Source organism: Shewanella sp. M-Br, assembly GCF_036245925.1.
Taxonomy (GTDB): Bacteria; Pseudomonadota; Gammaproteobacteria; order Enterobacterales; family Shewanellaceae; genus Shewanella; species Shewanella oncorhynchi.
Genome location: NZ_BJBV01000013.1, coordinates 1 through 24338, shown reverse-complemented (window position 1 = coordinate 24338; position 24338 = coordinate 1). Strand labels below are relative to the sequence as shown.

General features: G+C 46.2%; 18 protein-coding genes. 13 read left to right on the top strand and 5 right to left on the bottom strand.

Annotated elements, in window-relative coordinates:
- The first annotated feature begins 235 nt into the window (after positions 1–235).
- From AAA952_RS12285 to AAA952_RS12235, 11 genes are all read left to right on the top strand, one after another.
- A complete protein-coding gene (locus AAA952_RS12285) occupies positions 236–727 on the top strand; it encodes a GNAT family N-acetyltransferase (protein WP_219235526.1) in 492 nt (163 codons plus the stop codon).
- An 84-nt stretch (positions 728–811) separates the two neighbouring features.
- Complete coding sequence (locus AAA952_RS12280; RefSeq protein WP_168826977.1) at positions 812–1333, top strand: phage tail protein; 522 nt, start codon at positions 812–814, stop codon at positions 1331–1333.
- 12 nt (positions 1334–1345) lie between these two features.
- On the top strand, positions 1346–1876 hold the full coding sequence (locus AAA952_RS12275; protein WP_263185008.1) for a phage tail protein: 531 nt from the start codon (positions 1346–1348) through the stop codon (positions 1874–1876).
- Positions 1877–1887: 11 nt separating this feature from the next.
- Positions 1888–2424 carry a phage tail protein gene (locus tag AAA952_RS12270; RefSeq protein WP_338257376.1) on the top strand — a complete coding sequence of 179 codons (537 nt, stop codon included), beginning with the start codon at positions 1888–1890 and terminating at the stop codon, positions 2422–2424.
- Between the two features lie 69 nt (positions 2425–2493).
- Positions 2494–3354, top strand: coding sequence for a sulfotransferase family protein (locus tag AAA952_RS12265; RefSeq protein ID WP_212600796.1), 861 nt, complete (start codon positions 2494–2496; stop codon positions 3352–3354).
- Positions 3351–11795 (top strand): Ig-like domain-containing protein, encoded by an 8445-nt coding sequence (locus AAA952_RS12260; protein ID WP_338257372.1) that lies wholly within the window; start codon positions 3351–3353, stop codon positions 11793–11795. Before AAA952_RS12265 ends, AAA952_RS12260 begins: the two co-directional genes overlap by 4 nt.
- Positions 11796–12030: 235 nt before the next feature.
- Entirely contained in the window at positions 12031–12582 is a 552-nt protein-coding gene (gene nudE, locus AAA952_RS12255) for an ADP compounds hydrolase NudE (protein WP_173242602.1), read from the top strand.
- 71 nt (positions 12583–12653) lie between these two features.
- Complete coding sequence (gene cysQ / locus AAA952_RS12250) at positions 12654–13466, top strand: 3'(2'),5'-bisphosphate nucleotidase CysQ (RefSeq protein WP_011848162.1); 813 nt, start codon at positions 12654–12656, stop codon at positions 13464–13466.
- Between the two features lie 7 nt (positions 13467–13473).
- Positions 13474–13917 carry a GNAT family N-acetyltransferase gene (locus AAA952_RS12245; RefSeq protein WP_263147038.1) on the top strand — a complete coding sequence of 148 codons (444 nt, stop codon included), beginning with the start codon at positions 13474–13476 and terminating at the stop codon, positions 13915–13917.
- A gap of 316 nt (positions 13918–14233) precedes the next feature.
- Positions 14234–14845, top strand: a complete 612-nt coding sequence (locus tag AAA952_RS12240) for a TetR/AcrR family transcriptional regulator (protein WP_338257364.1) — start codon at positions 14234–14236, stop codon at positions 14843–14845.
- A complete protein-coding gene (locus tag AAA952_RS12235; protein ID WP_338257362.1) occupies positions 14836–16698 on the top strand; it encodes an MFS transporter in 1863 nt (620 codons plus the stop codon). The genes AAA952_RS12240 and AAA952_RS12235 overlap by 10 nt, the downstream gene beginning before the upstream one ends.
- A 79-nt stretch (positions 16699–16777) precedes the next feature.
- Here AAA952_RS12235 and mnmH read toward each other — a convergent pair whose 3' ends face one another.
- The 3 genes from mnmH to AAA952_RS12220 form a co-directional block, all read right to left on the bottom strand.
- Entirely contained in the window at positions 16778–17884 is a 1107-nt protein-coding gene (gene mnmH / locus AAA952_RS12230) for a tRNA 2-selenouridine(34) synthase MnmH (protein ID WP_338257359.1), read from the bottom strand.
- The gene (gene selD / locus AAA952_RS12225) at positions 17884–18942 is read right to left on the bottom strand and encodes a selenide, water dikinase SelD (RefSeq protein ID WP_168826993.1); all 1059 of its coding nucleotides are present in this window, start codon (positions 18940–18942) and stop codon (positions 17884–17886) included. Before selD ends, mnmH begins: the two co-directional genes overlap by 1 nt.
- A 95-nt stretch (positions 18943–19037) precedes the next feature.
- The gene (locus tag AAA952_RS12220; protein ID WP_338257356.1) at positions 19038–20144 is read right to left on the bottom strand and encodes an acyl-CoA desaturase; all 1107 of its coding nucleotides are present in this window, start codon (positions 20142–20144) and stop codon (positions 19038–19040) included.
- Positions 20145–20288: 144 nt separating this feature from the next.
- Here AAA952_RS12220 and fabR point away from each other — a divergent pair, with 144 nt between their 5' ends.
- A complete protein-coding gene (gene fabR, locus AAA952_RS12215) occupies positions 20289–20903 on the top strand; it encodes an HTH-type transcriptional repressor FabR (RefSeq protein ID WP_105251021.1) in 615 nt (204 codons plus the stop codon).
- A 107-nt stretch (positions 20904–21010) separates the two neighbouring features.
- Here the strand turns inward: fabR and trmA are convergent, their stop codons facing one another.
- Positions 21011–22108 (bottom strand): tRNA (uridine(54)-C5)-methyltransferase TrmA, encoded by a 1098-nt coding sequence (gene trmA, locus AAA952_RS12210; RefSeq protein WP_338257352.1) that lies wholly within the window; start codon positions 22106–22108, stop codon positions 21011–21013.
- Positions 22109–22330: 222 nt separating this feature from the next.
- On the opposite strand from trmA, the gene murI reads away from it, so the two are divergent.
- Complete coding sequence (murI, locus tag AAA952_RS12205; protein ID WP_263170293.1) at positions 22331–23167, top strand: glutamate racemase; 837 nt, start codon at positions 22331–22333, stop codon at positions 23165–23167.
- A 24-nt stretch (positions 23168–23191) separates the two neighbouring features.
- Here murI and AAA952_RS12200 read toward each other — a convergent pair whose 3' ends face one another.
- Positions 23192–23653 carry an RNA-binding protein gene (locus tag AAA952_RS12200; RefSeq protein ID WP_113941557.1) on the bottom strand — a complete coding sequence of 154 codons (462 nt, stop codon included), beginning with the start codon at positions 23651–23653 and terminating at the stop codon, positions 23192–23194.
- Positions 23654–24338 lie beyond the last annotated feature (685 nt).

Here is a 24338-nt window from a genome sequence, read left to right as displayed (position 1 = left end):
ACTATCTATATTAAAAAATATCAGCAAGTTAACGTTTTTATTCTAGGGATGGAAAATGCAACCATGTCATTTCAAGCCGTTAGCCGTTTTATTCTGCCAACGCATTCCCCTGAGCCACTCTTTAAACCTGTCATTCGATTTGTTGAGTTTTTTGCCCGTTAACCCCGAGCTGCCACGACGAATTAAAGAACTATTAACGCGCTGTTAGAGTTACTTATTACAGGGAATGTATTTGATGGTAGAAGACATAGTATTACCTAAGGCCTATTCATTGCGTTATGCGTATAAAAATGACGATGCTTTTGTATTTGTACTATTTTGTTCTGCAAGGACGGAACTGTCTCTATTACCGCTTCCCCCACAGCAACGAGAGCTGTTAGTGCAACAACAATACCGCTTACAGCAAGCGAGTTACGCTGCCCAATACCCTCAAGCGGTGACTCTAATCATTGAATATCAATCAATTTCTATTGGCAAAATCATACTTAATCCCTCTGTTAACGGTGTCCATATCGTCGATTTTGTCATCGCACCGCAATTTCGTGGCTATGGTTATGGTTCAGTCATTTTGGACTCGGTAAAAGCCTATGCCCAAGCAAAAGAGGCGAGTGTGAGTCTGAGTGTTGATCGACAAAATATGCGTGCGAAACAGTTATATCTTCGCTTGGGTTTCTTACCTTTTGAAATATCACCTACCCAAGAGTGGCTATCGTGGCCATCATCATAGGTAGTGTTGTTTGAGGGAAGAGGAAAGCGTGTGTAATCAAACTGATGATGTATAGATAGGTTTATTTTTATTAAGGAGTCATGGATGTCTGATTTTTTTCTCGGAGAAATTAAGCTTCTCCCATACAACTGGGCACCTAAGTATTGGACTTTGTGTGCAGGGCAATTATTGCCAATCAACACCAACCAAGCGCTTTTTTCACTCTTGGGTACGACCTACGGTGGCGACGGTATCAATACTTTTGCGTTGCCGGATTTACGTGGTCGCGTACCAGTTCACCCTAATGTTAGTGCAGGTTTGCCTCAGGGCAGTAAGGCGGGTGTTGAAAATGTAACCCTAGTACCTAACAACCTGCCAGTACACAATCACCTTGTGATGGCCAGTTCTACTGCCGGCGATACCACGTTGTTTGCAGGCAATAATATTGCCGCCGCCAAAAATGCAGCTGGTGAGGTCAATTTGTATGGGTCCGCTGCAAGTTTACAAGCGTTGGACCCTGCAACGGTATCCAGTACTGGTGGCAATCAAGCCCATGAAAATTGTCAGCCTTCACTGGTAATGAATTATTGCATTGCCACTCAAGGCATTTACCCTTCACGTAACTAGAGGAGAATCACTATGGATCCTTATATCGGTGATATCCGTCTTTTTGCGGGTAGTTTTGCACCTAGAGGTTGGATGTTGTGCGCTGGTCAGCTATTAAGTATTAGTGAGCAAAGCACTCTTTTCGCAATTATCGGAACCACTTATGGTGGTGATGGGGTAACAACATTTCAATTGCCGGATTTGCGCGGTCGCCTTCCGGTTGGACAGGGTAATGGCCCTGGTCTGACTCCCCGTGTTATCGGTCAGCAGTTTGGTGTTGAATCCGTTACCTTATTAACGCCGCAAATACCTTCACACAGCCATAGTTTGTCGGCGAGCACAGCAAGTTCCTCCACATCACCCAGCCCTACGGGTAATGTCTTTGCTCATAGTAATACCGATAATATTTATGCTCCTTTGCCATCTAGCGGTGCCGATCTCCAAGTTATGAATGCACTCAGTGTGCAAGCCTCAGGGGGAACACAACCACACAATAACATCATGCCTACTACAGCGATAAATTACATCATATGTATTGAAGGCATTTTCCCATCGCGTAATTAAGGAGCGAAATTATGGATCCATTTATTGGTGAAATCCGTTTGTTGCCATTCAGCTTCGCTCCCCACAATTGGGCGCTGTGTAATGGCCAAACATTGTCAATCGCAAGTAATACCGCGTTGTTTTCAATTATCGGAATTACTTATGGTGGCAATGGTACAACCACATTCCAATTGCCTAATTTGCAGGGGCAGACCGTAGTTGGTGTAGGTCAGGGCCCCGGGCTTAGAACCTGGGATTGGGGCGAACAGTTTGGTGAAAATGGGGTGACGCTGATCTCCACTGAAATGCCAGCACACAACCACACGCTGACCGGTTTGAATAATCAGGGGACTTTGCCTTCTCCGGCAGCGAATACCTATCTTGCGAAGGATGGACGTGGTGGTGGCATAGTCAACTATATGCAGGCAGCACCAGGTACGTTAAATACCACTATGGCACCACAGACTTTAGGTCTAAATGGTGGTGGTCTACCCCATGAAAACCGTCAGCCATTTATCGCATTGAATTATTGTATTGCCCTTTATGGTGTATTTCCGGCACGCAATTAATTGATGAATGATCCCGGCATGTTTGTCGGGAAGTTTTTAATAAATATTTTTAATTAGTAAGTCACATTAATGCCAAACAAATTACATTTTATTTCAGGTTTACCGCGTGCTGGCTCGACGCTCCTCGCAGGTATACTTCGGCAAAATCCACGCTTTCATGCGGCTATCAGTAGCCCTGTAGCGGGGCTTGTGAATGGTGCCCTCGAGCAAATGGGGGCTGGTAGTGAGTCCTATTCATTTTTCGATGAACATAAACGTAAGGTCATTTGTCGGGCATTAATTGATGCTTATTATCAAGATAAAAATCATCCGGTTATTTTCGACACAAACCGTCACTGGACTGCCCGTCTACATCAATTGGTAGAGTTGGTTGATGATTTTAAAGTGATTTGTTGTGTGCGCAATCCGGCTTGGATTATGGATAGTTTTGAAGTGATTTACCGTAAAAACCCATTTGATTACAGCCGTATGTTCAATGCGGCCTCGCGTCAGACGGTTTATAGCCGCTGCGAGTCATTAATCAATGCTGGTGGTGCGGTTGGAAGTGCATGGACGGCACTCAAGGAAGCCTATTACGGCGAGTTTTCTGATCGCTTGCTATTAGTGGATTATGATCTGCTTACCCAGCATCCGGCACGCACGCTGGAGTTAATCTATCGTTTTATTGGCGAACCGCAATTCGATCACGATTTTAATAATGTCGACTATGCTGAAAATGAGTTTGACCACAATCTTGGGGTCAAAGGTTTGCATAGCGTTAAGCGGAAAGTGGAATACAAAAGTAGGCGCAGTATTTTACCGCCTGACTTATTTATGAAGTATCAAGAAATGGACTTCTGGCTGGATAGTACTGGCACTGCAGCCAATATTATTGCAAGTAAAAAACCTGTAGCACCTAACGCAAAAAATGAAGGGAATCACTTATCATGAGACACGCACTGCTTAGTGGGCTTTCCTCGCTGTTATTACCATTCGGACTCTATGGTGCTGGTGCTATTGCAGCGCCGAGTTATCAGCGATCCTATTTGAGTTCATCGATAAGTGCATCGACCGATCTATTATTGGGTTCAGACACCTCTCTACCACAGGATCTCATTGATTTATCAGGCGATCAATTGGATATCCAGAGTGCACATCCGGTGCGTGAGCTGGTGATTGTTGATGGTGCAGTGGCTGAAGCTGATAAATCGGTATTGCGTCGCGCCCTTAAACCTGGTGTGCAATTGGTAGAGTTAGATTCTTCTATCGCTGGATTACCGCAATTAATTAATGCACTTGATGGCCACCAAAATCTTGCCGCTATTCATGTGGTTTCCCACGCACAAGCTGGTGTGATACTGCTAGGCAATTCACGTATTACCCCAGAGACAATCCAGCAAGAAGTGCACGCATTTGCCGCGTTAAAAGGCGCGGTGCGTGAAGGTGGCGATTTATTATTTTACGGTTGCGATCTGGCAGCGAATGAAGCCGGTGAAGCGTTGCTGGATATCATCAGTAATAACACGGGCTTGGATATTGCTGCCTCCAATAATTTAACCGGCAATGCTGAATTACAGGGCGACTGGGATTTAGAAATTACCCGCGGAAATATTGAATCTACTTTGGCGTTTTCTGAAAAAGCTTTAAGGGATTTTTCGGGTGTGCTGACGCCAGCTGCAAATAACACTTATGGTTTTGTAGGTTGGAGCGGACAGGGAACGGCACAGCTCTCACAGCCCGCTCCTACTCATTTCAGATTAACCGCTAAGAGTGGTAATGGCGTCACTCAAAATCTAGGTAATAGCATTGGCAATTTTGCTTACATGCATGGTGGTGCGACTGACACGAATCATTATTTTTATTTGCGCGCCGATGGTACCAATACCACTGCATTTGAGCTAACGGGATTAACGGGAGGCGAGGCAGCCGGCTACGCTTCTGAATTTACTAATGTGCGTATTGTAGGTTACTTGCACAGTGGCGGAACGGTTACGTCATCTGTTGTTAACGGAAGCCCTGGTACTCAAACCTTCACCTTCGGAGCTGGACAGCTAGCATCTTTTTCTGGCGTTAAACTAAAAGGGTTCCAATTATTTTTTGATTGTGCAAGTGCATGTAATGTTGTAAATCAAGGGGCGGAGAACTTTGAGTTTTATGGTTTCACCGTCGCGAATGCAATAGATACTCCACCACCACCTACCGATGCCCGAATCAGCATTTCCGGCGCAACTGGCACCAGTGGTGCTTACAAGATTGGCGATACAGTTACCGCTACTTGGAATAATACTGCAAGTGGCGATAATAATTCTGGTGTTACCGGTGTAACGGTTGATTTTTCACAATTCGGCGGTGGTGCTGCTGTAACTGCAACGGATAGCAGTGGAACTTGGACTGCCACCTACATAATCACCGCCGGTGCAATCGACCTTACTGCGCGCAATGTGAGCGTCACGGCGACGAGTGCGGGCGGGAGCGACACTACGGCGGATAGCACTAATGCCACCATTGATAGCATCGCGCCTACTGTGACAGATGGACGCATCAGTATTTCCGGCGCAACTGGAACCAGCGGTGCCTACAAAATTGGCGATACGGTTACGGCGACCTGGAACAACACGGCTGGTGGTGATAACAATACCGATACGATTAGTTCAGCTACCGTCAACTTCACACAATTTGGTGGTGGTGCTGCAGTGGCCGCAACCAATAGTTCGGGAACCTGGACTGCAACCTACACCATAGTCGCTGGTGCGATTGATAACACCAACCGCAATATCTCTTTCAGCGCAACCGATAACGCGGGCAACGTCACAACTGCTGCCGATACTACTAACGCCACAGTCGATAATATCGCCCCGACCCTGAGCGGTATTGCGCTCAGCGGTACTCCTGCTTCAACTGATTCGAGCATGGCATTCACCGCCAGCTTCAGTGAGGTGGTCAGCAATATCTCAACCGATGATTTCACCTTGGCGACTACATCAGGAACTGCTACAGGGACTATTGCCAGTGTGTCGGCAGCATCGGGTAGCAGTGTCAATATCAACATCAACGGTATTAGTGGTAATGGTGTTTTCAAGTTGAACTTAAATGGTTCGACGAATATTGCTGACGATGCGGGTAACGCAGGTATTGCGGCCTTTAGCAGTGGTTCAACCCATACGGTCGCTATTCCTACAGCACCAACTGCCCCTACGATAGGTACAGCCACCGCAGGCGATGGCCAAGCATCAGTAACCTTTAGTGCCCCCGGCAATAATGGCGGTTCAGCAATTACTACTTACACCGCTACGGCTAACCCCGGTGGTGCATTTGGCACCTGTGCTGGGCCCGCAGCTTGTACTGCTACAGTTACTGGTCTTAGCAATGGCTCGGCTTACACTTTTACCGTTACCGCGACTAATGGCATAGGCACCAGTACGGCCTCCGGTGCTTCCAACTCAGTAACTCCCAAAGGTGCTCAAACCATCACCTTCGGTAATCCTGGAGCGCAAAACTTTGGTACCACACCAACGCTCAGTGCGACAGCAACATCCAGCTTGACCCCAACCTTCAGTTCATCCACTACCGGTGTTTGTACCATCACCAGCGGCGGCGCCCTGACCTTTGTGACGGCGGGTTCTTGTACTATCGATGCAGATCAGGCAGGCAATACGGCTTGGAATGCGGCCACTACGGTTACCCAAACTTTCACCGTGAATGCGATAGTTCCTGATGCACCAACCATAGGCACTGCCACTGTAGGTGATACTGAAGCAACGGTGACATTTACTGCACCAGCCAGTACGGGTGGGGCTGCGATTATTGCCAGCGGTTACACCGTCACCGCTAATCCAGGTGGTGCAACCGGTACGGGTTCAAGTTCGCCAATTACAGTAACTGGGCTGATGAACGGAGTGGCCTATACTTTTACGGTAACCGCGACCAACTCAGCAGGGACGGGTGCAGCATCGGCAGCTTCCAACTCGATCATTCCGGCATCACCACAGACGATTACCTTTGCTAATCCAGGAACACGGAACTTTGGTACTTCGCCAACGCTGACCGCAAGCTCATCGGCAGGTGGTGGTTATGTTGTCACTTTCACCTCATCTACCACCAGTGTTTGTACTATTACCAGTGGCGGTGTGTTGACCTTTATAACGACAGGAACCTGTACGGTCAATGCGGATCAGGCGGGCGATTTGTCTTTCCTGGCTGCACCGCAGGTGAGCCAGTCTTTCAGCGTTAGCCCCGTAGTTCCCGGCGCACCAACCATAGGGACTGCAATCGCCGGTGATACCCAGGCCAGTGTTGCATTTGTTGCCCCAGTGAATATTGGTGGCTCGGCGATTACCGGTTATACCGTGACGGTAAACCCGGCGGATGTCGTTCCAGTACACGGTGGTTCATCTCCGATTGTGGTGACTGGTTTAACCAATGGCCAAGCGTACACCTTTACTGTAACTGCCGATAATGTGGCGGGTACTGGCTCTGCATCGGCCGCATCCAACTCGATTACTCCGGCAGCAATCCAAACCATCACTTTTGCTGCCCCAAGTGCACAGAACTTTGGTACTACGCCAACATTAACGGCTACAGCTGATTCAGGCTTAACACCTGTCTTTACTTCATCCACTACGGGCGTTTGTACTATTACCTCCGGTGGTGCACTGACCTTTGTGACGGCAGGTAGCTGTACTATTAATGCAGATCAAGCAGGTAATAGTAGCTATTTACCAGCAACACAGGTGAGCAGAACCTTTGCGGTAAATGCTGTCGTGGCTGGAGCGCCAACCATAGGAGCCGCAATCGCTGGGGATAGCCAAGCGGTTGTTAGCTTCACTGCACCGATATTTAATGGCGGTTCATCAATTACAGCTTATACAGTGACATCTAGCCCCGGTGGTTTTACGGGTTCGGGAGCAGGATCTCCAATTACAGTTACAGGGCTTTCAAATGGTACGGCCTATACATTTAGTGTTACTGCGGCGAATACTGTGGGAAGTGGTAATGCTTCAAGTGCGAGTAACTCTGTGACGCCAAATGGTGCACCGACTATTAGTGGTTCGCCGATATTAATAGTGAATCAGGATGCTTCGTACCAGTTTACGCCAACAGCGTCTGACTCTGTGGGAGATACACTTAGCTTTAGTATTAGTAATAAACCTACGTGGGCAACGTTTAATACCGCGACAGGTATGTTGTCTGGTATTCCATTAAATCAAGATGTTGGTGTGACTAACGGAATTGTTATCAGCGTTTCTGATGGCGCTTTATCCGCGAGTCTACCAGCGTTTAATTTAACTGTGACGAACGTCAACGATGCACCGACGATTAGTTCTATGGCTATGACTGCAGCGACCCAAGATGCAGCGTATAGCTACATCTTTACGGCTGCGGATACTGATGTGGGCGATGTACTTACGTTAAGCGCGATAACTAAGCCTAGCTGGCTAAGCTTTAACGTCGCGACTGGTGTATTAAGCGGCACGCCTACTAATGCTGATGTGGGTTCTCACCCAGTGACGCTGAGGGTGACAGACGCAGATGGCTTAACGGCTGACCAATCCTTCATGGTTATTGTGACCAACGTCAACGATGCACCTGTGATTAGCTCTCCAGCCATCACTACAGCAACTCAAGATATAGCTTACAGTTACACAGTGATAGCTACAGACTTAGATGTGGGTGCTGTGTTAACCCTCAGTGTAGTGACCAAACCGAGCTGGTTGAGTTTCAACTCGGTGACGGGTTTACTCAGTGGTACGCCGAGCAATGCGGATGTGGGCAGTCATGCTGTGTTACTGCGAGTGACGGACGCTGACGGATTAACAGCAGATCAATCGTTTAGTATTACAGTCACTAATAGCAACGACGCACCTACCATCACTTCAACAGCAACTACGGCCGCTGTGCAAGAGGCTGTTTACAGCTATACCTTTGCCGCTACAGATGTCGATGTGGACGACGTACTGACATTGAGTGCGGTGACGATACCGAGCTGGTTGAGTTTCAACGCGGCGACGGGTTTACTCAGCGGCACGCCTGGCAATGCTGATGTGGGCAGTCACCCGGTCACCTTACGTGTGACGGATACGGATGGCTTAACGGCTGAGCAGTCCTTTAGCATTACAGTGACTAACGTTAACGATGCGCCTGTTGCGACGAGTGCAAGTGTGACCTTAGAGGAAGATAGCTCTGTGATGATCACGCTTACTGGGGAGGATGCAGATAGTGATCCTCTTACCTATGAAGTGGTGAGCCAACCTGAATCGGGCACTTTGGAGCAGCATGGAACTGTGTGGTTATACACACCGGAGAAAGATTTCAACGGTGCAGATCAGATAAGCTTTATTGCTAAGGATGCTGAACTGAGTTCTGAGCCTGCAACTATCACCATTAATGTCACGCCAGTGAATGATGACCCACAAGCTGTCGATGATAATTACACTCTAGCCAGCACCGCGGATGATAAATACACACTACCTGCGCTAGAGAATGATGTTGATGTGGACGGTGATACTTTGACTATCGATGGCGCGGCGGCAGACATAGGTAGTGTGCAGATTACTGCTGATGGACTCATATTTACTGCCCCTGCAGCTTATGTTGGTCCGGTCGCACTTCGTTATACCATTAGTGACGGTCAGAAAGGGCGCGCAAGTGCAAAAGTCAACTTACTGGTAGAAGGTGGGGAGGCTGACAATTTACCTGTTATTACTGTACCTAGTGATGTTGAAGTTAATGCAACAGGCTTGTTCACTCGAGTGGATCTAGGGTTTGCGAAGGCCGTCGATCGTAATGGTCATCCACTGCCCGTTTCTTTGGTCGATAAGCGTTTATTCTTTGCCCCTGGTAGTTATCTTGCTTACTGGCAAGCCGTAGATCGTGATGGCAATAAAGCGACTAAGGCTCAGAAAGTAAAAGTGCATCCATTAATTTCCTTGAGTAAAGATCAAGTCGTGGGTGAGGGTAATGAGGTTGTTGTTAGTATTCACTTAAACGGTGTAGCGCCTGAGTATCCAATATCAGTTCCTTATACGGTTGCAGGTTCCGCGGACAGCAATGATCATGACTTAGTCGATGCGGTAGTGGAGATTACTTCAGGTACATTGGCCCATATTTACTTTAGAACCATAGAGGATGGGGAAGTTGAGGCTGAAGAAGATGTGTTGATCAGCCTAGATCCAAGTTTGAATTTAGGCAGTAAGAAGCAAACACAAGTGTCGATCACTGAGGCTAACATTGCCCCGAGTGTGACTCTTGAGGTGACTCAAGCGGGTGAACGTCAGTTGATCGTGGCACAAAATGGTGGCGAGGTTCATATTCATGCGCAGATTAGCGATGCCAACATGAACGATACTTTGACATCTGTATGGTCGAGTGGCGCGCTGAACTTGCAGTCCGATGATGCGGGGATGTTCTTCTTGCCGACAGAGGTCTTGCCGGGCATTTATCCTGTGAGCCTGACTGTGACGGATAGCGGCTTACCCGCGCTGTCTACCACGGAGAAAGTTTATATTGTTGTGCGCCCATCTTTGCCACCTCTGACGGGGACTGATACCGACGGTGATTTGATCCCTGATAACCAAGAGGGATTTACCGATACAGACCGCGATGGCATTCCAGATTACTTGGATGCAATCAATGATTGTAACGTGATGCCTGAAGGTGAGTTGCAGCCTGTGTACTTTCTGGCAGAGGGGCAAGCGGGCGTGTGCTTACGCTTAGGTAATATTGCACTGATGCAAGAGCAAAGTGGTATTCAACTATTACCTAATCTGGTTCCTGAAGACAGTATCGCGGCCAATGTGGGGGGGATTTTTGACTTCATTGCTACAGGACTACCGCAACAAGGGCAGAGTTACAGTCTGGTGATACCACAACGTTCGCCAGTTCCTGCCAATGCGGTATATCGTAAGTATCAAGCCCAAAATGGTTGGAAGGATTTTGTGATTGATGCGCGCAATAGTGTCGCCAGTAGTGAAGGTGAGCGTGGTTTCTGTCCTCCACCAGGAGACAGTCGTTGGACTTCTGGATTAACTGAAGGCCATTGGTGTGTGCAGTTAACCATAGAAGATGGTGGGCCAAACGATGACGATGGCGTCGCTAACCGAACCATTGTCGACCCAAGTGGCGTGTCAGTGATACTCAATGGTAACCATTTACCTGTGGCGAACCCAGATACGGCATCTTTACCTTGGAATCAGAGTCTCGATGTCGATGTGCTCGCCAATGATACGGATAGCGATGGTGATGCCTTGACGGTAACACAAGTCACCAGCGAGTTCGGAACCGTAGTTATCTTGGCTAATCAGCAGTTAAGTTACACGCCAGCAACCGATTTCATCGGTACAGATGTGCTGGTGTATAGCATTACCGATGGTAAAGGTGGTACTGCGAGTAGTGAGTTGACTGTGATTGTTAATGGCAATACGGCACCTACGACAGTGAACGATAGTGCTGCCATAGATGACAGAACGAGCTTGTTACTCGATGTGTTGAGTAATGACAGCGATCCCGATGGCAACGTTTTAACCTTAGTCAGCGCAACCGCGCAGCAAGGAACGGTTTCTGTTGAATCTAATAAGCTACGTTATATCCCTAAAACTGGATTTGATGGAGTAGATACTGTGAGTTATCAGATTAGTGATGGATTGGGCGGCGAAGCAACTGGGCAAGCGTTAATCACAGTTAAGGCATACCAAGATGTGGTGATAGATAACAAGTCGGGTGGAGGCAGTATGTCCTTATGGGCATTAGGTTTGATTCTTACAATGGGTTTAATTCGCCGTAAGGAATTACATAAATTAGTCTTGGGCACTGTGTTGCTCGTAGGCTCCGTTAATCAAGCAAATGCGGCTGATAACTGGTATGTCGAGGGATTTGTCGGGCAAGCTCAGGTTGATAGCAGCAGGCGAGATCTACAGCCACAAGCGGGGGCAGGCTTTGTAACATCGGTTGATGATAAAGATACTGCTTTGGGTGTGAGTATCGGTTATCAATGGACTCCCTATGTTGCCATCGAATTAGGCTATGCCGACTTTGGTAATGGGACTGCGAGGATTGAGGGCGCAAGTCTCACCCCTAAGCAATATCATGAGCAGGTCAAAGCCGTGACGCCAGTTCTGGCCGATGGTGTTATGCTGGGATTACGCTTCACTTTACTCCAACATGAAGCTTGGCGGTTCGAAGTACCCATCGGGTTGTTTAGGTGGCAAGCGGATATCAGTAGCACTATGGGCAATAGCCGTTTAACTACAGAGCTTGATGGTACAGATTGGTATGCGGGCGTGCGTTTTAGCTATCAATTTACTGAGTCATGGTCTGTAGGTTTGGGATATCAATATGTGGATATCGAGCCTAATGATTTCCTCAGTTACCAGCTCAATCTACGATATCAATTTTAAGCGTTAGCATATCAAAAGGGGCATTCGCCCCTTTTTACTATCCAATAAAACATCGTATTTGAGAATATTTTGAAGGTGTTCACTTAAGGCTGAGCTGGGTTTGTGATGCATATCGCAAAGGATTTGTGGCTTACCATTAGGAGCATATAATAAATTCAGGTTGTAGATTAAAGACAGGATAGTAAGATTGTCACTTACCTTATTTAATTTATCGCTTTTTTATCCAGAGGCAGTTATGTCGCAACGGCAGAATAAGCCGGAAATATTGCATACCGAAGTTGTCGCGAGAAGCCGATTATTTCAAATTGAGCAAGTGCATCTTAAGTTCTCCAATGGTGTAGAGCGCCAATATGAGCGCATGAAAGGCGGTAGTCGTGGCGCTGTGATGATAGTGCCTATTCATCAAGGGAAAATGCTACTGGCACGCGAATATGCTGCAGGAACTGATAATTACGAACTCGGTTTCCCAAAAGGTTTGATCGATCCTGGTGAGACAGCAATAGAAGCTGCTAACCGTGAATTACAGGAAGAAATTGGCTTTGGATCGAATAAGCTCACCTTACTGAAAGAACTCAGCCTAGCTCCGGGTTATTTCTCTAGTAAGATGCAAATTTTTCTTGCAGAAGATCTGTATGAGAGTCGCCTTGAAGGTGATGAGCCTGAGCCAATTGATGTGGTGCCTTGGGCGCTCGCCGATTGGGAAGCCTTGCTCGATGATGTCGATTTTTCTGAATCCCGTAGTGTGAGCGCGTTGTTTTTGGCGCAAAAATATTTACAACTTAAATAATCTTTTTCCTTTTAAGCGTTCAGAGTTTGCACGCTTGCAAAACATTCGCTCAGCAGGCGATTGGAGTTGTTATGAAGCCAGAAGAGTTGATCGACGAAGTTATTGCGATTGCGACCGATGCAGGGATAACTATCCGTGACATTTATCTCAAAGGTAATTTTGAGCGAGAAATGAAGTCTGACAATACCCCTGTCACTTCCGCAGATTTAGCGGCTAACAAGATCATTTGTGACCGATTAACCGCCTTAACGCCTGATATTCCTGTGTTATCTGAAGAAGCCGCTGACATTCCGTTGAGTGTGCGTGAATCTTGGAAGCGCTATTGGTTGGTGGATCCGCTCGATGGTACGGGGGAGTTTATCGCCGGCAGTGGTGATTTTTCAGTCATTATCGCGCTGGTGGAACACAATCGTCCCGTGATGGGTGTAGTTTATGTGCCGATGACGCAAGTGTGTTATTACGCTATTGCTGGTTTAGGAGCGTACAAACGCACGGATAAACAAGAAGTGCGTATTAGCAGTCGCCAAATTGAGCACCGTGAAAAGGTCTCCCTAAGATTGGCCGTAAGTCGCCGTCAGGACCCTCAATCTGTGTTGACCCTATTCAACCATCCCAAACACTGCGAGTTAGTCGTGATGGGTGGCGCAGCGTTGAAGAGTTGTCTCGTCGCGGAAGGTCGTGCTGATTGTTATGTACGAGTCGGACCAACGGGTGAGTGGGACACGGGAGCCGCGCAAATTATCGTCGAGGAAGCGGGTGGACAGCTGATGGATACTGAGCTGCAACCGTTAACCTACAATGAGCGCGAGAGCTTAGAGAACCCTAATTTCATCGTAGTTGGTGCACCCAACTTAGAGTGGGATAAGATTTTAATAGGTGAATGATTTTCAAATGCAGTCTATACGTCCGGTATTAAAGTCAGAGTTATTCGCAGTTTATCAGCTCGAACAGGCCATTTTTGGTGAGCACAGCTATCCTGATTTCTTCTTCCGTCAGGGATTTGATTGTTGGCCAGAGCAATTTTTAGTGGCCGTGGATGCAGATAATCAGCTACAAGGCTATTTGCTCAGTGCCCAGAGTAGTGATCCTAACTGCATGTGGATATTATCTGTCGCAGTGAGTGAAAATGCTCGCGGGAAGGGATTCGGCAAGCGTTTGATGCAACAATGTTTAGCCGAGTTGCCCGTGTCAGTTGAGCGGGTGTGTTTAACCGTTGATCCGAGTAACCCTGCCCATGGCTTATATCAGCATTTAGGTTTCATTGATTCAACTTTTGAAGCCGATTATTTTGGCGCTGGCGCAGATAGGGTTGTGATGACTTACCGCAGGCCTTAAATCGCGCGCTTATCTTTGAACCAAAGATTATCCTCAAATAAAAATCACCTTTGAATTAAGAATGATTTTTAAATCAAAATAATGGACGGTGTGCTGACTGAGCGCGCCGTTTTTTATGCTCTTTTAGGTGATGTCATCCCACGGTTCCAGTTCGGCTTGCTGAGGGAATCTAATTCGAGTGCCTATCTTTATCCATCATCTTCAATAATATCCTTCATTATTTACCCTCTTCTGTACGTAAAACAAACTTATTTTGAACGTTGTTTTTTATTTTAACTGCTGTTAGTCTCTTGCTATTCAACAGGGGATGAGACCTATGGCCAGACGAAAAGAACACAGCCATGATGAAATTCGCGCGATGGCAATACAAGCGGCAACTGAGTTACTGATAGATCAAGGTGCCATAGGGCTCAGCTTACGCAAAGTGGCCAGTCAAATTGGTTATGTCCCTAGTACCTTGATTAATATTTTCGGCAGCTACAACTATTTATTACTGGCGGTTTCTGAGTTAACGCTTAGGACTTTGCACGACCGATTGACGGGTGTTCGTGCGGCCGACAGTTTAGGTAAAATTATTGCAATGGCTTGGGAGTATAGTCAATTCGCCCATGAGCAGCGTCAAGCTTTCAAGTTGGTTTTTGAGCTGCAATTACTCGATTCTGAACCCTTGCCTGAATCGCAAGGGCAATTGATTGCGGGGTTATTTACTCTGATTGAGTGTGAATTGGCGCAACTATTTCCCGAGGTTACGCAGGCGCAGCATCTCAGTATGAGCCGGGTATTATGGGGGGGAATTCATGGGCTGACCTCTCTGTCACTCTATAATAAGCTCTTCGCTGAGTCATTATCACTGCAGGATTTACTCGAGAGTCACGTACAAGCGTATTTACAAGGAATGGGTTACCAGAAGGAACTATCATGCTGCTAACAAAACGTTTTTTACCCTATTTTGCGACTCAGTGCTTAGGCGCATTGAATGACAACATCTATAAAAATGTGTTGCTGCTATTAGTGACCTTTAACCAAGTGAAAGACCTACCCATAAGCGTCGATATGTTTGTGAACTTGGCGGCTGGGGTGTTTATTTTGCCATTTTTCCTCTTTTCGGCCCATGCGGGTGTGGTCGCCGATAATATGGATAAGGCCAAACTTATCCGCCGATTGAAACTACTCGAAGTCATCATCATGTTTAGCGCCGCGATTGCGATTCTGAGCGAGAGCTACATGATGATGTTATTACTGTTATTTTTAACGGGTAGCCAGTCAGCATACTTCGGTCCGGTTAAATATTCCTTGTTACCCCAAGCGTTGAAAGAGGACGAGTTAGTCACAGGCAATGCTTGGGTTGAGATGGGCACTTTTCTCTCGATTCTGGTGGGCACTTTGAGTGCGGGGATCTTGGTTTCTAATGGAAACGGTACGCTTTGGTCGGCGATTACTGTTGCTGTATTAGCCTTTGCAGGATATTTATCGAGCCGAGCGATTCCTGCATTACCCCCGCAGGGCGTCATTGAAAAAATACGTTTCAGGCCGTTATCGGGCACTTGGCGTAGCATCAAAAAAGCCCGTCAAACGCCTTCAATCTGGATGGCTATCCTCGCGATCAGTTGGTTTTGGTTTTTAGGTGCGACCTATCTGACTCAGTTTCCTAACTTTGCTAAGCTGCATTTGCATTCTGGTGCGACTGTGGTGTCATTATTATTAGGCATGTTTTCCATCGGGATTGCTGTTGGCTCCTTCGTTTGTGAACGTTTCTCCTACGGCCATGTGGAACTCGGTTTACTGCCATTTGGGGTATTGGGATTAACTATTTTTGGTGTCGATTTGCTTTGGGCTATTCCACCTGCGCCAGTGGATGCTGGTTTTGTCTATGGATTAAAGGCCTTTATTGGCGAGTCGCAACATTATCGGGTGATGCTGGATTTCTTTATGATTGGCGTTAGCGGTGGCTTGTTTATCGTCCCCTTGTATGCGTTTATTCAATCTCGTTCGCCTAAGGGTGAATGTGCTCAGGCGATTGCAGCCAATAACATTATGAACTCATTGTTTATGGTGGTTTCGGCACTGTTATCTATGCTGTTACTGGGCGTTGCAGGTTGGACTATTCCACAGTTATTTCTGCTACTCGCCGTGATGAATGCTGTAGTCGCGCTCTATGTTTATTCACAAGTACCAGAATTTACACAACGATTTATCAGTTACTTACTCAGTCATGTTATGTATCGAGTGACAGTCACAGGCCGAGAGAAAATTCCAAAGGAAGGGGCTGGCATCATAGTCTGTAACCATGTGAGTTATGTGGATGCATTGATTATTATGGGAGCGTCGACACGGCCAATCCGCTTTGTGATGGATAAATCCATCAGCGAAATTCCTCTGTTGAAGTATTTGTTCCGCCATGCAGGTGTGATCCCTATCTGTTCGCCTAAGCAAAGTGAAGAGACCTATAATCGTGCCTTTGAGGCGATTCATGAAGCGCTCGCCAATGACGAGTTGGTATGTATTTTCCCTGAGGGTCGACTCACACCTGACGGTGAACTTGGCGATTTTCGTCCTGGAATTGATAAGATTTTGGCCAGAGATCCAGTGCCAGTCATTCCTATGGCGCTGCACGGATTATGGGGATCTTATTTTAGCCACAAGGGCGGACATGCCTTAGCTAAAATGCCCAAGCGTTTTTGGTCAAGGGTGTCGGTGGATTTAACGGATGCCGTCGATGGTAAGCTTGCGAATAAGGAATCTTTGAGAGTCCAAGTGGCGAGCCTGCTGGACAAGTCTTAAATTCGTTAAGGTATGAAATAAAGTGAAGTGATAACCGCGGATCTAATGTTCGCGGTTATCTCATTTATGCGTGGGCAATTTATCGAGTTTGATAGCTATCCAACCATTCGTGCATCGCTTGATGTGAGCCTTTAAAAAGAACACGTTCGGACTTTTTCTGTAATTGGTATTGATACATAGGATCGTAATACTTGTGCAATAACAGGTTTATCCAGACTAAATGCTGCGAAGTGTCATTCTGGTTGATTTGTTGATCGAGGGCTTGTTGCATCAAATCTTGCAGTTCTTGATGTTGTTTTCCGCCTAGACGTTTGCGAATGCTCACTAAACTCTGTAATAGATATTCACTGAAAGCCGCAAAACCTGCTTCCGGCCCTAGGCGCTCACAGAAGCCGCTATACATTTTATGCACATATTCATAGCGTAAGCGTTCGAGCCTCGCATCGTCCGACTCTTCTAGCACTAGAACATTAGCGGCTTGCATGGCATTGTAAAATGTCTGCGGCAGCGCCGAACGCCCAATCAGGAAGCTTTCATCTTCGAGCAGTAAACACGCCGCGCCACTTGTTTGGTGCTGTAGCAAGGCAATGGCGAGTTGATTTTCAAAGTTAATCTGCATTGGCTGTGGGTCGATATTCTTTCCAAAACTAGAGCCTCTGTGATTAGCTATTCCTTCAAGATCAACCGCTTCTTTACGCTGTAGTAGAAAATCGGTTTTACCGCAGCCCGTCATCCCGCTCAAACTCAATAACGGCTGTTGAGTCGGTGCCGCTTCAATCACGCCAATCAGATATTGGCGCATGGCCTTATAGCCACCCTGAATATAAGGGACTTCGATACCCGCTTCTTTGAGCCATTGCTGAGTGAGTTGCGAGCGTAAGCCGCCGCGAAAGCAATAAAGGTAAGCATTAGGATTGGCTTTAACATAGCTAGCCCAAGCCTCGATTCTCTGTTGCTTGATGGGACCATTCACCAGTGAATGACCTAATGCAATCGCGGTTTGCTGACCAAATTGCTTATAACAAGTACCGACTTTTTCCCTTTCACTATCCAGCATCAAGGGCAAGTTGGTCGAGTTGGGAAACGCGCCCCGAGTGAACTCTATGGGCGCTCGCACATCCATCATCGGATGTTGATTGAGAAAGATCTCCCTATATTGCTCTGCGGCTACAATAGCGCTTGGCATCAGCACAACACCACATTCGCTGCAGTGGTCGGTGTTTCCAGTGACCCAATGCAGATTGGGGTTATGTGGTTCGCATCGAGTAGGGCAATTAATTCCGCTTCAGCTGCGGCCGAGACGGCAACTAACAGGCCACCACTGGTTTGCGGATCGCACAGTATCGCTTTTTGATGCTCGCTGAGCTCGGGGAGATGCTCGCCATAACTGTCGTAATTACGGTGAGTTCCGCCAGGAACACAACCTAAGGCCAAATAATCTAAGGCGCGTGGTAACAATGGCACTGCATCAAATTTAAGCTTCGCAGTGAGGTTGGCGCCTTGGCACATTTCGAGTAAGTGTCCCGCCAGTCCAAAACCTGTGACATCGGTCAGGGCATTTACACCGCTAATTTTTGCAATGGTCGCGCCTATAGTATTGAGTTGGCACATGGCATTTACCGCAATGAGACTATCTTCATCGCGGAGTTTTTTCTGTTTTTGTGCTGTGGTTAAAATACCAATGCCGATAGGTTTAGTGAGATATAAACGATCGCCGGCTTTAGCGGTATCATTCTGTTTTAAATCACTTAAGGCAATTTGCCCGGTAACCGCGAGACCAAAAATAGGTTCGGGTGCGTCTATGCTATGACCACCGGCTAGCATGATCCCCGCTTCCATGCAGGCTTGTCTGCCGCCATCGACCACTTGCTGTGCGATTTCTGCGGGTAGTTTATTGATTGGCCAACCTAAAATTGCAATCGCCATAATAGGCGTGCCACCCATGGCATAAATATCGCTGATCGCATTGGTCGCTGCGATACGACCGAAGGTGAATGGATCGTCAACAATTGGCATAAAAAAATCGGTAGTGCTAATGATGCCTATGTCATCATTGAGTTTGTACACTGCAGCATCGTCGCGGCTCTGATTACCAACCAGCAGATTTGGATCGGTAAATACAGGTAATTGCGAGGCTAAGATAGTGCTGAGCACTTTAGGGGATATTTTGCAGCCACAACCTGCGCCATGACTATATTCTGTTAGCTTGATTGATTCTGGGAGTGTAACTAGGGAATCTGACATGATCTCAACAGCCTATTTAAGTGATTAAGGCATCATCATAATCAGATACGGCCACCATGCAAGGTGGCCGTATGACTTTCGGGTAGAATTGTGGCTTAGCTATAAGTTGCGGTCAGGCTGTGCCAATGTTTTTGCTGGACTAAGAAACGTGCCTTTAGCTCTTCAACTTGTTGCAATAGTTGCTGATCGACAAGTTGCTTACGCTTGGCCTCAAGCAAGGTTTTCTGTGCTTGATAGTAATCCATTAAGTGCAGCTTTAATAACTCATACTCTGCTTGAATTTTTTCAATAATTTCATCAGCATTAGGCAGGTTATTAACCTTCCGCTTGGTACGTAATAACTGCATTTGTAAGCGTGCGCTCTCGATACGTTCCTGTGGACTCGTACGCAAATCCTTAGCTAAACCTAACCAAGATAATGATTTAATCAACCATTTGGTCGGATCGTAGTGCCACCATCGAATGCCATTACGATAGTCATTTTCGAAAATATGATGGAAATTATGATAACCCTCACCGTAGGTCAACATGGCCAAGAAGCCATTATCGCGGGCGGTATTCTTATCGGTATAAGGCTGACTGCCCCACACGTGGGCTAAAGAGTTGATAAAGAAAGTGCAGTGATGCACCACCACTAAACGCAGTAACCCCGCCATCAATAACATAGACAGCACGTCACCATTGAGCCAACCAAGCAGTGCAGGCAGTCCAATGTTCATCAGCAACACGAGTGCGAGGTAATGTTTGTGTTGCCACATGACAATGTGGTCATTTTGCAGATCACGCACATTTTGATAATCGTGATAGCGTTGCGACTGATACTCACGCAGCATCCAACCGATATGGCTGTACCAGAATCCCATTTTGGCTGAGTACGGGTCCTTGTCGTTATCATCTACGTGCTTGTGGTGGACTCTGTGATCAGATGCCCAGTGCAATGCACTGTTTTGTAATGCTAAAGCACCACCAAGGGCATATATAAAACGCACCGCCGGATGGGCTTTATAGGCCTTGTGTGACCAGAGTCTGTGATAACCCGCGGTGATTGACAGGCCACTGGCAAAGGCTAAAACAATAAAAGCGATCCATTCACTGGCACCATAGCCATGAACAATACCGCGCCATGGAACTAAAATTACCGCACTGAGGAAAGTGATGGCAAACAGACTGACATTAAGCCAGATGATAGGGGGTTTTTTCATTATAGGTTTCCAAAATTCGCTTTTGAGCGTACATCTGTAAGCTAATTTAGCTTAGCTATATTGTTTGGTCAAGGACGATGGGGCTGTGTTTAATGCCTAAAAGCGGTATTATCGCGTTATTACATTCAGTTAGCGGATTTAAGAATGGGTATTCGAGCACAGCAAAAAGAGAAAACTCGCAGAGCTTTAGTCGATGCGGCCTTTAATCAGCTAAGTGCTGAGCGCAGTTTCTCAAGTCTGAGTTTGCGAGAGGTTGCTCGGGAAGCTAATATCGCGCCGACATCTTTTTATCGCCATTTTAAAGATATGAACGAACTTGGTCTTACTATGGTGGATGAGGGCGGGTTAACCTTAAGGCAGATGATGCGTAAAGGCCGTCAGCGAGCTGAAGTGGGTGGCAGTGTGATCCGTATTTCCGTTGATACCTTTATGGAAGTGCTTGATTCGAATCCAAACGTATTCCGTATTTTATTGCATGAACGCTCTGGAACCTCGGCTGCATTCCGTGCGGCAGTTGCCCGCGAAATTGAGCATTTTATTTCTGAATTGGCTCATTATACCGAAGCCAAAGCGGGTCGAACCCCCTTGCTAGCCCGTGCACAGGCTGAAGCTTTAGTGACACTGGTGTTTAATGCCGGCGCTTCAGCATTAGATATGAAACGGGCTGACCGCAAAATTCTTGCCGATCAATTAGTCATGCAATTGCGCATGGTCGCCAAAGGCGCCGAGGCTTTGCAGCATAAGGTTGAACACCGCTAATCTGAGTGAGATGTAGATTTACTAAAATAATGGAGCCTAAGGCTCCATTATTTTTAGCGAATTTACGTTTAAGTGTTATGCAGTCGAGCTCAGTGTATCTGAAGTGATTAACGACGCTCGAGTAGTACACCCGTTTCCATGTGATCTGTGTAAGGGAACTGATCAAACAAGGCAAAGCGGGTCACTCTATGGGTTTCGTTCAGTTGTTGCAGGTTATCTTTTAAGGTTTCAGGGTTGCAGGAAATATACAAAATCCGCTCATAACCTTGGACTAACGCCAGCGTATCAGGATCAATCCCCGCGCGTGGTGGGTCGACAAAAATGGTGTTGCAAACATAGCTGTCAAGATCGATACCTTCTAAACGTCTAAAGCTGCGTTTCTTCGCCATGGCATCGCTAAAGTCTTCGGCTGACATACGAATAATCTGCAGATTATCAATACCATTCACTTCGATATTGTATTGCGCCGCATCGACTGAAGGCTTAGCGAGTTCGGTGGCCAATACGCGATTAAAGTTTTGCGCCAGTGCGATAGAGAAGTTGCCATTACCACAGTAGAGCTCGAGTAAATCCCCCTTACTGTTTTGAGTCGCATCGATAGCCCACTCCAGCATTTTTACGGAAACTTTGGCATTGGGTTGAGTAAAGCTGTTTTCGATTTGCTTATATAAGAAGGTTTTATCATTTACTTGTAATGACTCAACCACAAAGTCTTTATCTAAATCGATTTTTTGCTTACGGGCACGGCCGATGATATTGACGTTAAACTGGCTACTTAACTTGGCTTTCAATGCAGCCGCATCGGCGCGCCATTGGTCATCAAGCTGCCTGTGATAAAGCAAAGACACTAAAATCTCGCCGCTTAAAGTCGACAAAAAATCCACTTGGAACAATTTGTGCCTTAGACTCGGATTCGGTTTCAGCTCGGCGATTAAGGCCGACATCATTTGATTGATGAGCACGCTAGCTGGTAAGTATTGATCGCAACGTACTTTCTCATTCAATACTTTATCGAACATATAATAGTATAAGTCGTCACCATCATGCCACATGCGGAATTCGGCGCGCATACGGTAGTTAGCTGGCTCTGAGGCAAAAACTTCAACACTCGGTGTTTCAAATTGGGCAAAGGCTTGTTCTAGCTTGATACGCTTGTGTTCTAACTGCGCATCATAAGTCTGAGGGTCCATTGCTGCTAAGTTCATTGTTTGATTCACCGTTGCTGTAAATTGGGGCGCAAATATTATACTAGGTGACACGAATGTCCAGTATCTTGCTTTTGCGGTTTTCGCAAAGCTATGGGAAAATCCGCGCACTTGAATGTGGTTCTATGGTATTTGGCTGGATTTCGCCAGTAAAGCAGCCATCGAATCGTTAATGCGTCCAATCTGTATAGTTTATTTATATATCCGAAACTGGAGATTCGCTTGTCGCGACCTATATTAGTGTTTGATTCTGGGATTGGTGGTCTATCTGTACTGGCTGAAATCCGCAAGAGTTTGCCCCATAGCGACTATTGCTATCTTTTCGACAACGCTAGGTTGCCCTATGGAGAGTTGGAAGAGCAGGTATTAATTTCTGGCTGTGTCGAATTAGTATGCGATCTAGTGGTTCGTACCAATGCAATGATAGTGGTCGTTGCCTGCAATACTGCAAGTACTGTTGTATTACCGGCATTACGTGCACATCTTACTGTCCCTGTCGTAGGTGTTGTCCCTGCCATTAAACCCGCCGCTCTAATGTCTAAGAGCAAACGTATTGGACTCTTGGCTACACCTGGCACAGTTAAGCGTCATTATACCCATGAACTCATCAGCCAATTTGCTGATGATTGCCATGTCGAACTCTTTGGTTGTTCTGAATTAGTGATGATGGCAGAGCAAAAAGTGGCGACTGGAATGTTGGATATGCATAGATTGGCACAGTTACTGGCACCAGTCGTTGCCGCACAATTGGATGTTCTCGTACTAGGTTGCACTCATTTCCCTATGATCAAAGCTGAATTACAACAAGTGCTCGGTGCGGGCGTAAAACTAATGGATTCTGGCGCTGCTATTGCTAAGCGAGTTGTCACTCTTTTAACGCAACAGAATCTTATTGTGGAAGAGCACAGAGTAACAGATGAGAGAGAAGCTGTAAGGGAGTCAGTTATGCAAGCTTTCTATACTAAGATGGGAATCAGCGAAGGGTTAACAACAACATTAATTGATTGTGGCTTTTCAACTATCGAGCGAATCACCACAACCAACCAAATTACAAAATAAAGCAAAACAGTTTAAGCGGTAATGCTACTCGTCTGTCCCTGTACGGTCGGCAGCTTCCGAATCTTGTGTTTTTGCTTCTCTTACTTTTAAGGTTCTTTCTTGGAAACTATAGTCATTCAGTTTAACCATGGCTTTCTGAGCGCCTGATTCTGACATCTCCACAAAACCAAAACCTTTACGACGACCCGTCTTACGATCTCTGACTAAACGCACAGAGTTTACTGGACCAAATTCGCCAAATAATACTTTTACTTCACCCTCATGAACACGATAAGGCAGGTTACCTACATATAAGGTCATAGTAGGGCCAACATATTGTTCTTCTGAAGCATGAGATGATGAAGTCTCTGGAACAAACTTAAAAACAAGACTTGCAATGATAGCGCCAGCGACAAAAGCAATAGCTGATAATGGCGTTGCGAACTGAGATAGTGCTACTGCGCCAATAATGGCGACAATCAAGACAATAAGAAATGACTTTTGCATAAGAATGCTCTCTGATGAATGGGAAATTGATAAATAACTGTTAACAGCAAGTATATGGTAATGAATTATTTACTTTTACACTAGACCATTGCTGAAATATTGAGCGTGAATTATCAATTATTAGCTAAAAAACCTTACTTATCTCCGATAAATAGAGCTTATAAGCTAAAAAATGGTCATAACGTTTAAAATATCGACGTGCGATTCAATGATCGATAAAAAGCCCTTGCGGACTTTCTCAATCTCCCTATAATGCGCATCCACTGACACGGCAGACAGCGTAACGCAAGTTAAGCAAAGAAAGCCAAGCAGTTCATCGGTTAGCAAGCTAAACGATGAGTGTTGAGAAAGTTGAAAAAACTACTTGACGCACTAACGGGAATGCGTAAAATACGCAGCCCTGACCCGCTGAAAACTCAGTGTGTGGTCAACGCTCTTTAACAATTTATCAAGCAAATCTGTGTGGACACTCACAGGTGTTGAGTTAATCGAAACTGCTTAGCCTTCGGGTTGGCAGTCAAAAATTTAAATCAATGTAACAATGAGTGTTCATAGTAATATGTACAGTTTGTTTCTTTAGTTAGAAACAAAAAATCAGAATTCATTGAGCCGCTGAAGTCGCAAGACGGAAGCAACAAAACTTTAATTGAAGAGTTTGATCATGGCTCAGATTGAACGCTGGCGG

Excerpts from the sequence above, each read along its gene's own strand:
- AAA952_RS12285 (WP_219235526.1), top strand. The coding sequence starts at position 236 with ATGGTAGAAGACATAGTATTACCTAAGGCCTATTCATTGCGTTATGCG.
- AAA952_RS12200 (WP_113941557.1), bottom strand. The coding sequence starts at position 23,653 with ATGCAAAAGTCATTTCTTATTGTCTTGATTGTCGCCATTATTGGCGCA.
- AAA952_RS12265 (WP_212600796.1), top strand. The coding sequence starts at position 2,494 with ATGCCAAACAAATTACATTTTATTTCAGGTTTACCGCGTGCTGGCTCG.
- trmA (WP_338257352.1), bottom strand. The coding sequence starts at position 22,108 with ATGAACTTAGCAGCAATGGACCCTCAGACTTATGATGCGCAGTTAGAA.
- cysQ (WP_011848162.1), top strand. The coding sequence starts at position 12,654 with ATGAAGCCAGAAGAGTTGATCGACGAAGTTATTGCGATTGCGACCGAT.
- AAA952_RS12235 (WP_338257362.1), top strand. The coding sequence starts at position 14,836 with ATGCTGCTAACAAAACGTTTTTTACCCTATTTTGCGACTCAGTGCTTA.
- fabR (WP_105251021.1), top strand. The coding sequence starts at position 20,289 with ATGGGTATTCGAGCACAGCAAAAAGAGAAAACTCGCAGAGCTTTAGTC.
- mnmH (WP_338257359.1), bottom strand. The coding sequence starts at position 17,884 with ATGCCAAGCGCTATTGTAGCCGCAGAGCAATATAGGGAGATCTTTCTC.
- AAA952_RS12270 (WP_338257376.1), top strand. The coding sequence starts at position 1,888 with ATGGATCCATTTATTGGTGAAATCCGTTTGTTGCCATTCAGCTTCGCT.
- AAA952_RS12245 (WP_263147038.1), top strand. The coding sequence starts at position 13,474 with ATGCAGTCTATACGTCCGGTATTAAAGTCAGAGTTATTCGCAGTTTAT.
- AAA952_RS12275 (WP_263185008.1), top strand. The coding sequence starts at position 1,346 with ATGGATCCTTATATCGGTGATATCCGTCTTTTTGCGGGTAGTTTTGCA.
- AAA952_RS12220 (WP_338257356.1), bottom strand. The coding sequence starts at position 20,144 with ATGAAAAAACCCCCTATCATCTGGCTTAATGTCAGTCTGTTTGCCATC.
- AAA952_RS12280 (WP_168826977.1), top strand. The coding sequence starts at position 812 with ATGTCTGATTTTTTTCTCGGAGAAATTAAGCTTCTCCCATACAACTGG.
- nudE (WP_173242602.1), top strand. The coding sequence starts at position 12,031 with ATGTCGCAACGGCAGAATAAGCCGGAAATATTGCATACCGAAGTTGTC.
- selD (WP_168826993.1), bottom strand. The coding sequence starts at position 18,942 with ATGTCAGATTCCCTAGTTACACTCCCAGAATCAATCAAGCTAACAGAA.
- AAA952_RS12260 (WP_338257372.1), top strand. The coding sequence starts at position 3,351 with ATGAGACACGCACTGCTTAGTGGGCTTTCCTCGCTGTTATTACCATTC.
- AAA952_RS12240 (WP_338257364.1), top strand. The coding sequence starts at position 14,234 with ATGGCCAGACGAAAAGAACACAGCCATGATGAAATTCGCGCGATGGCA.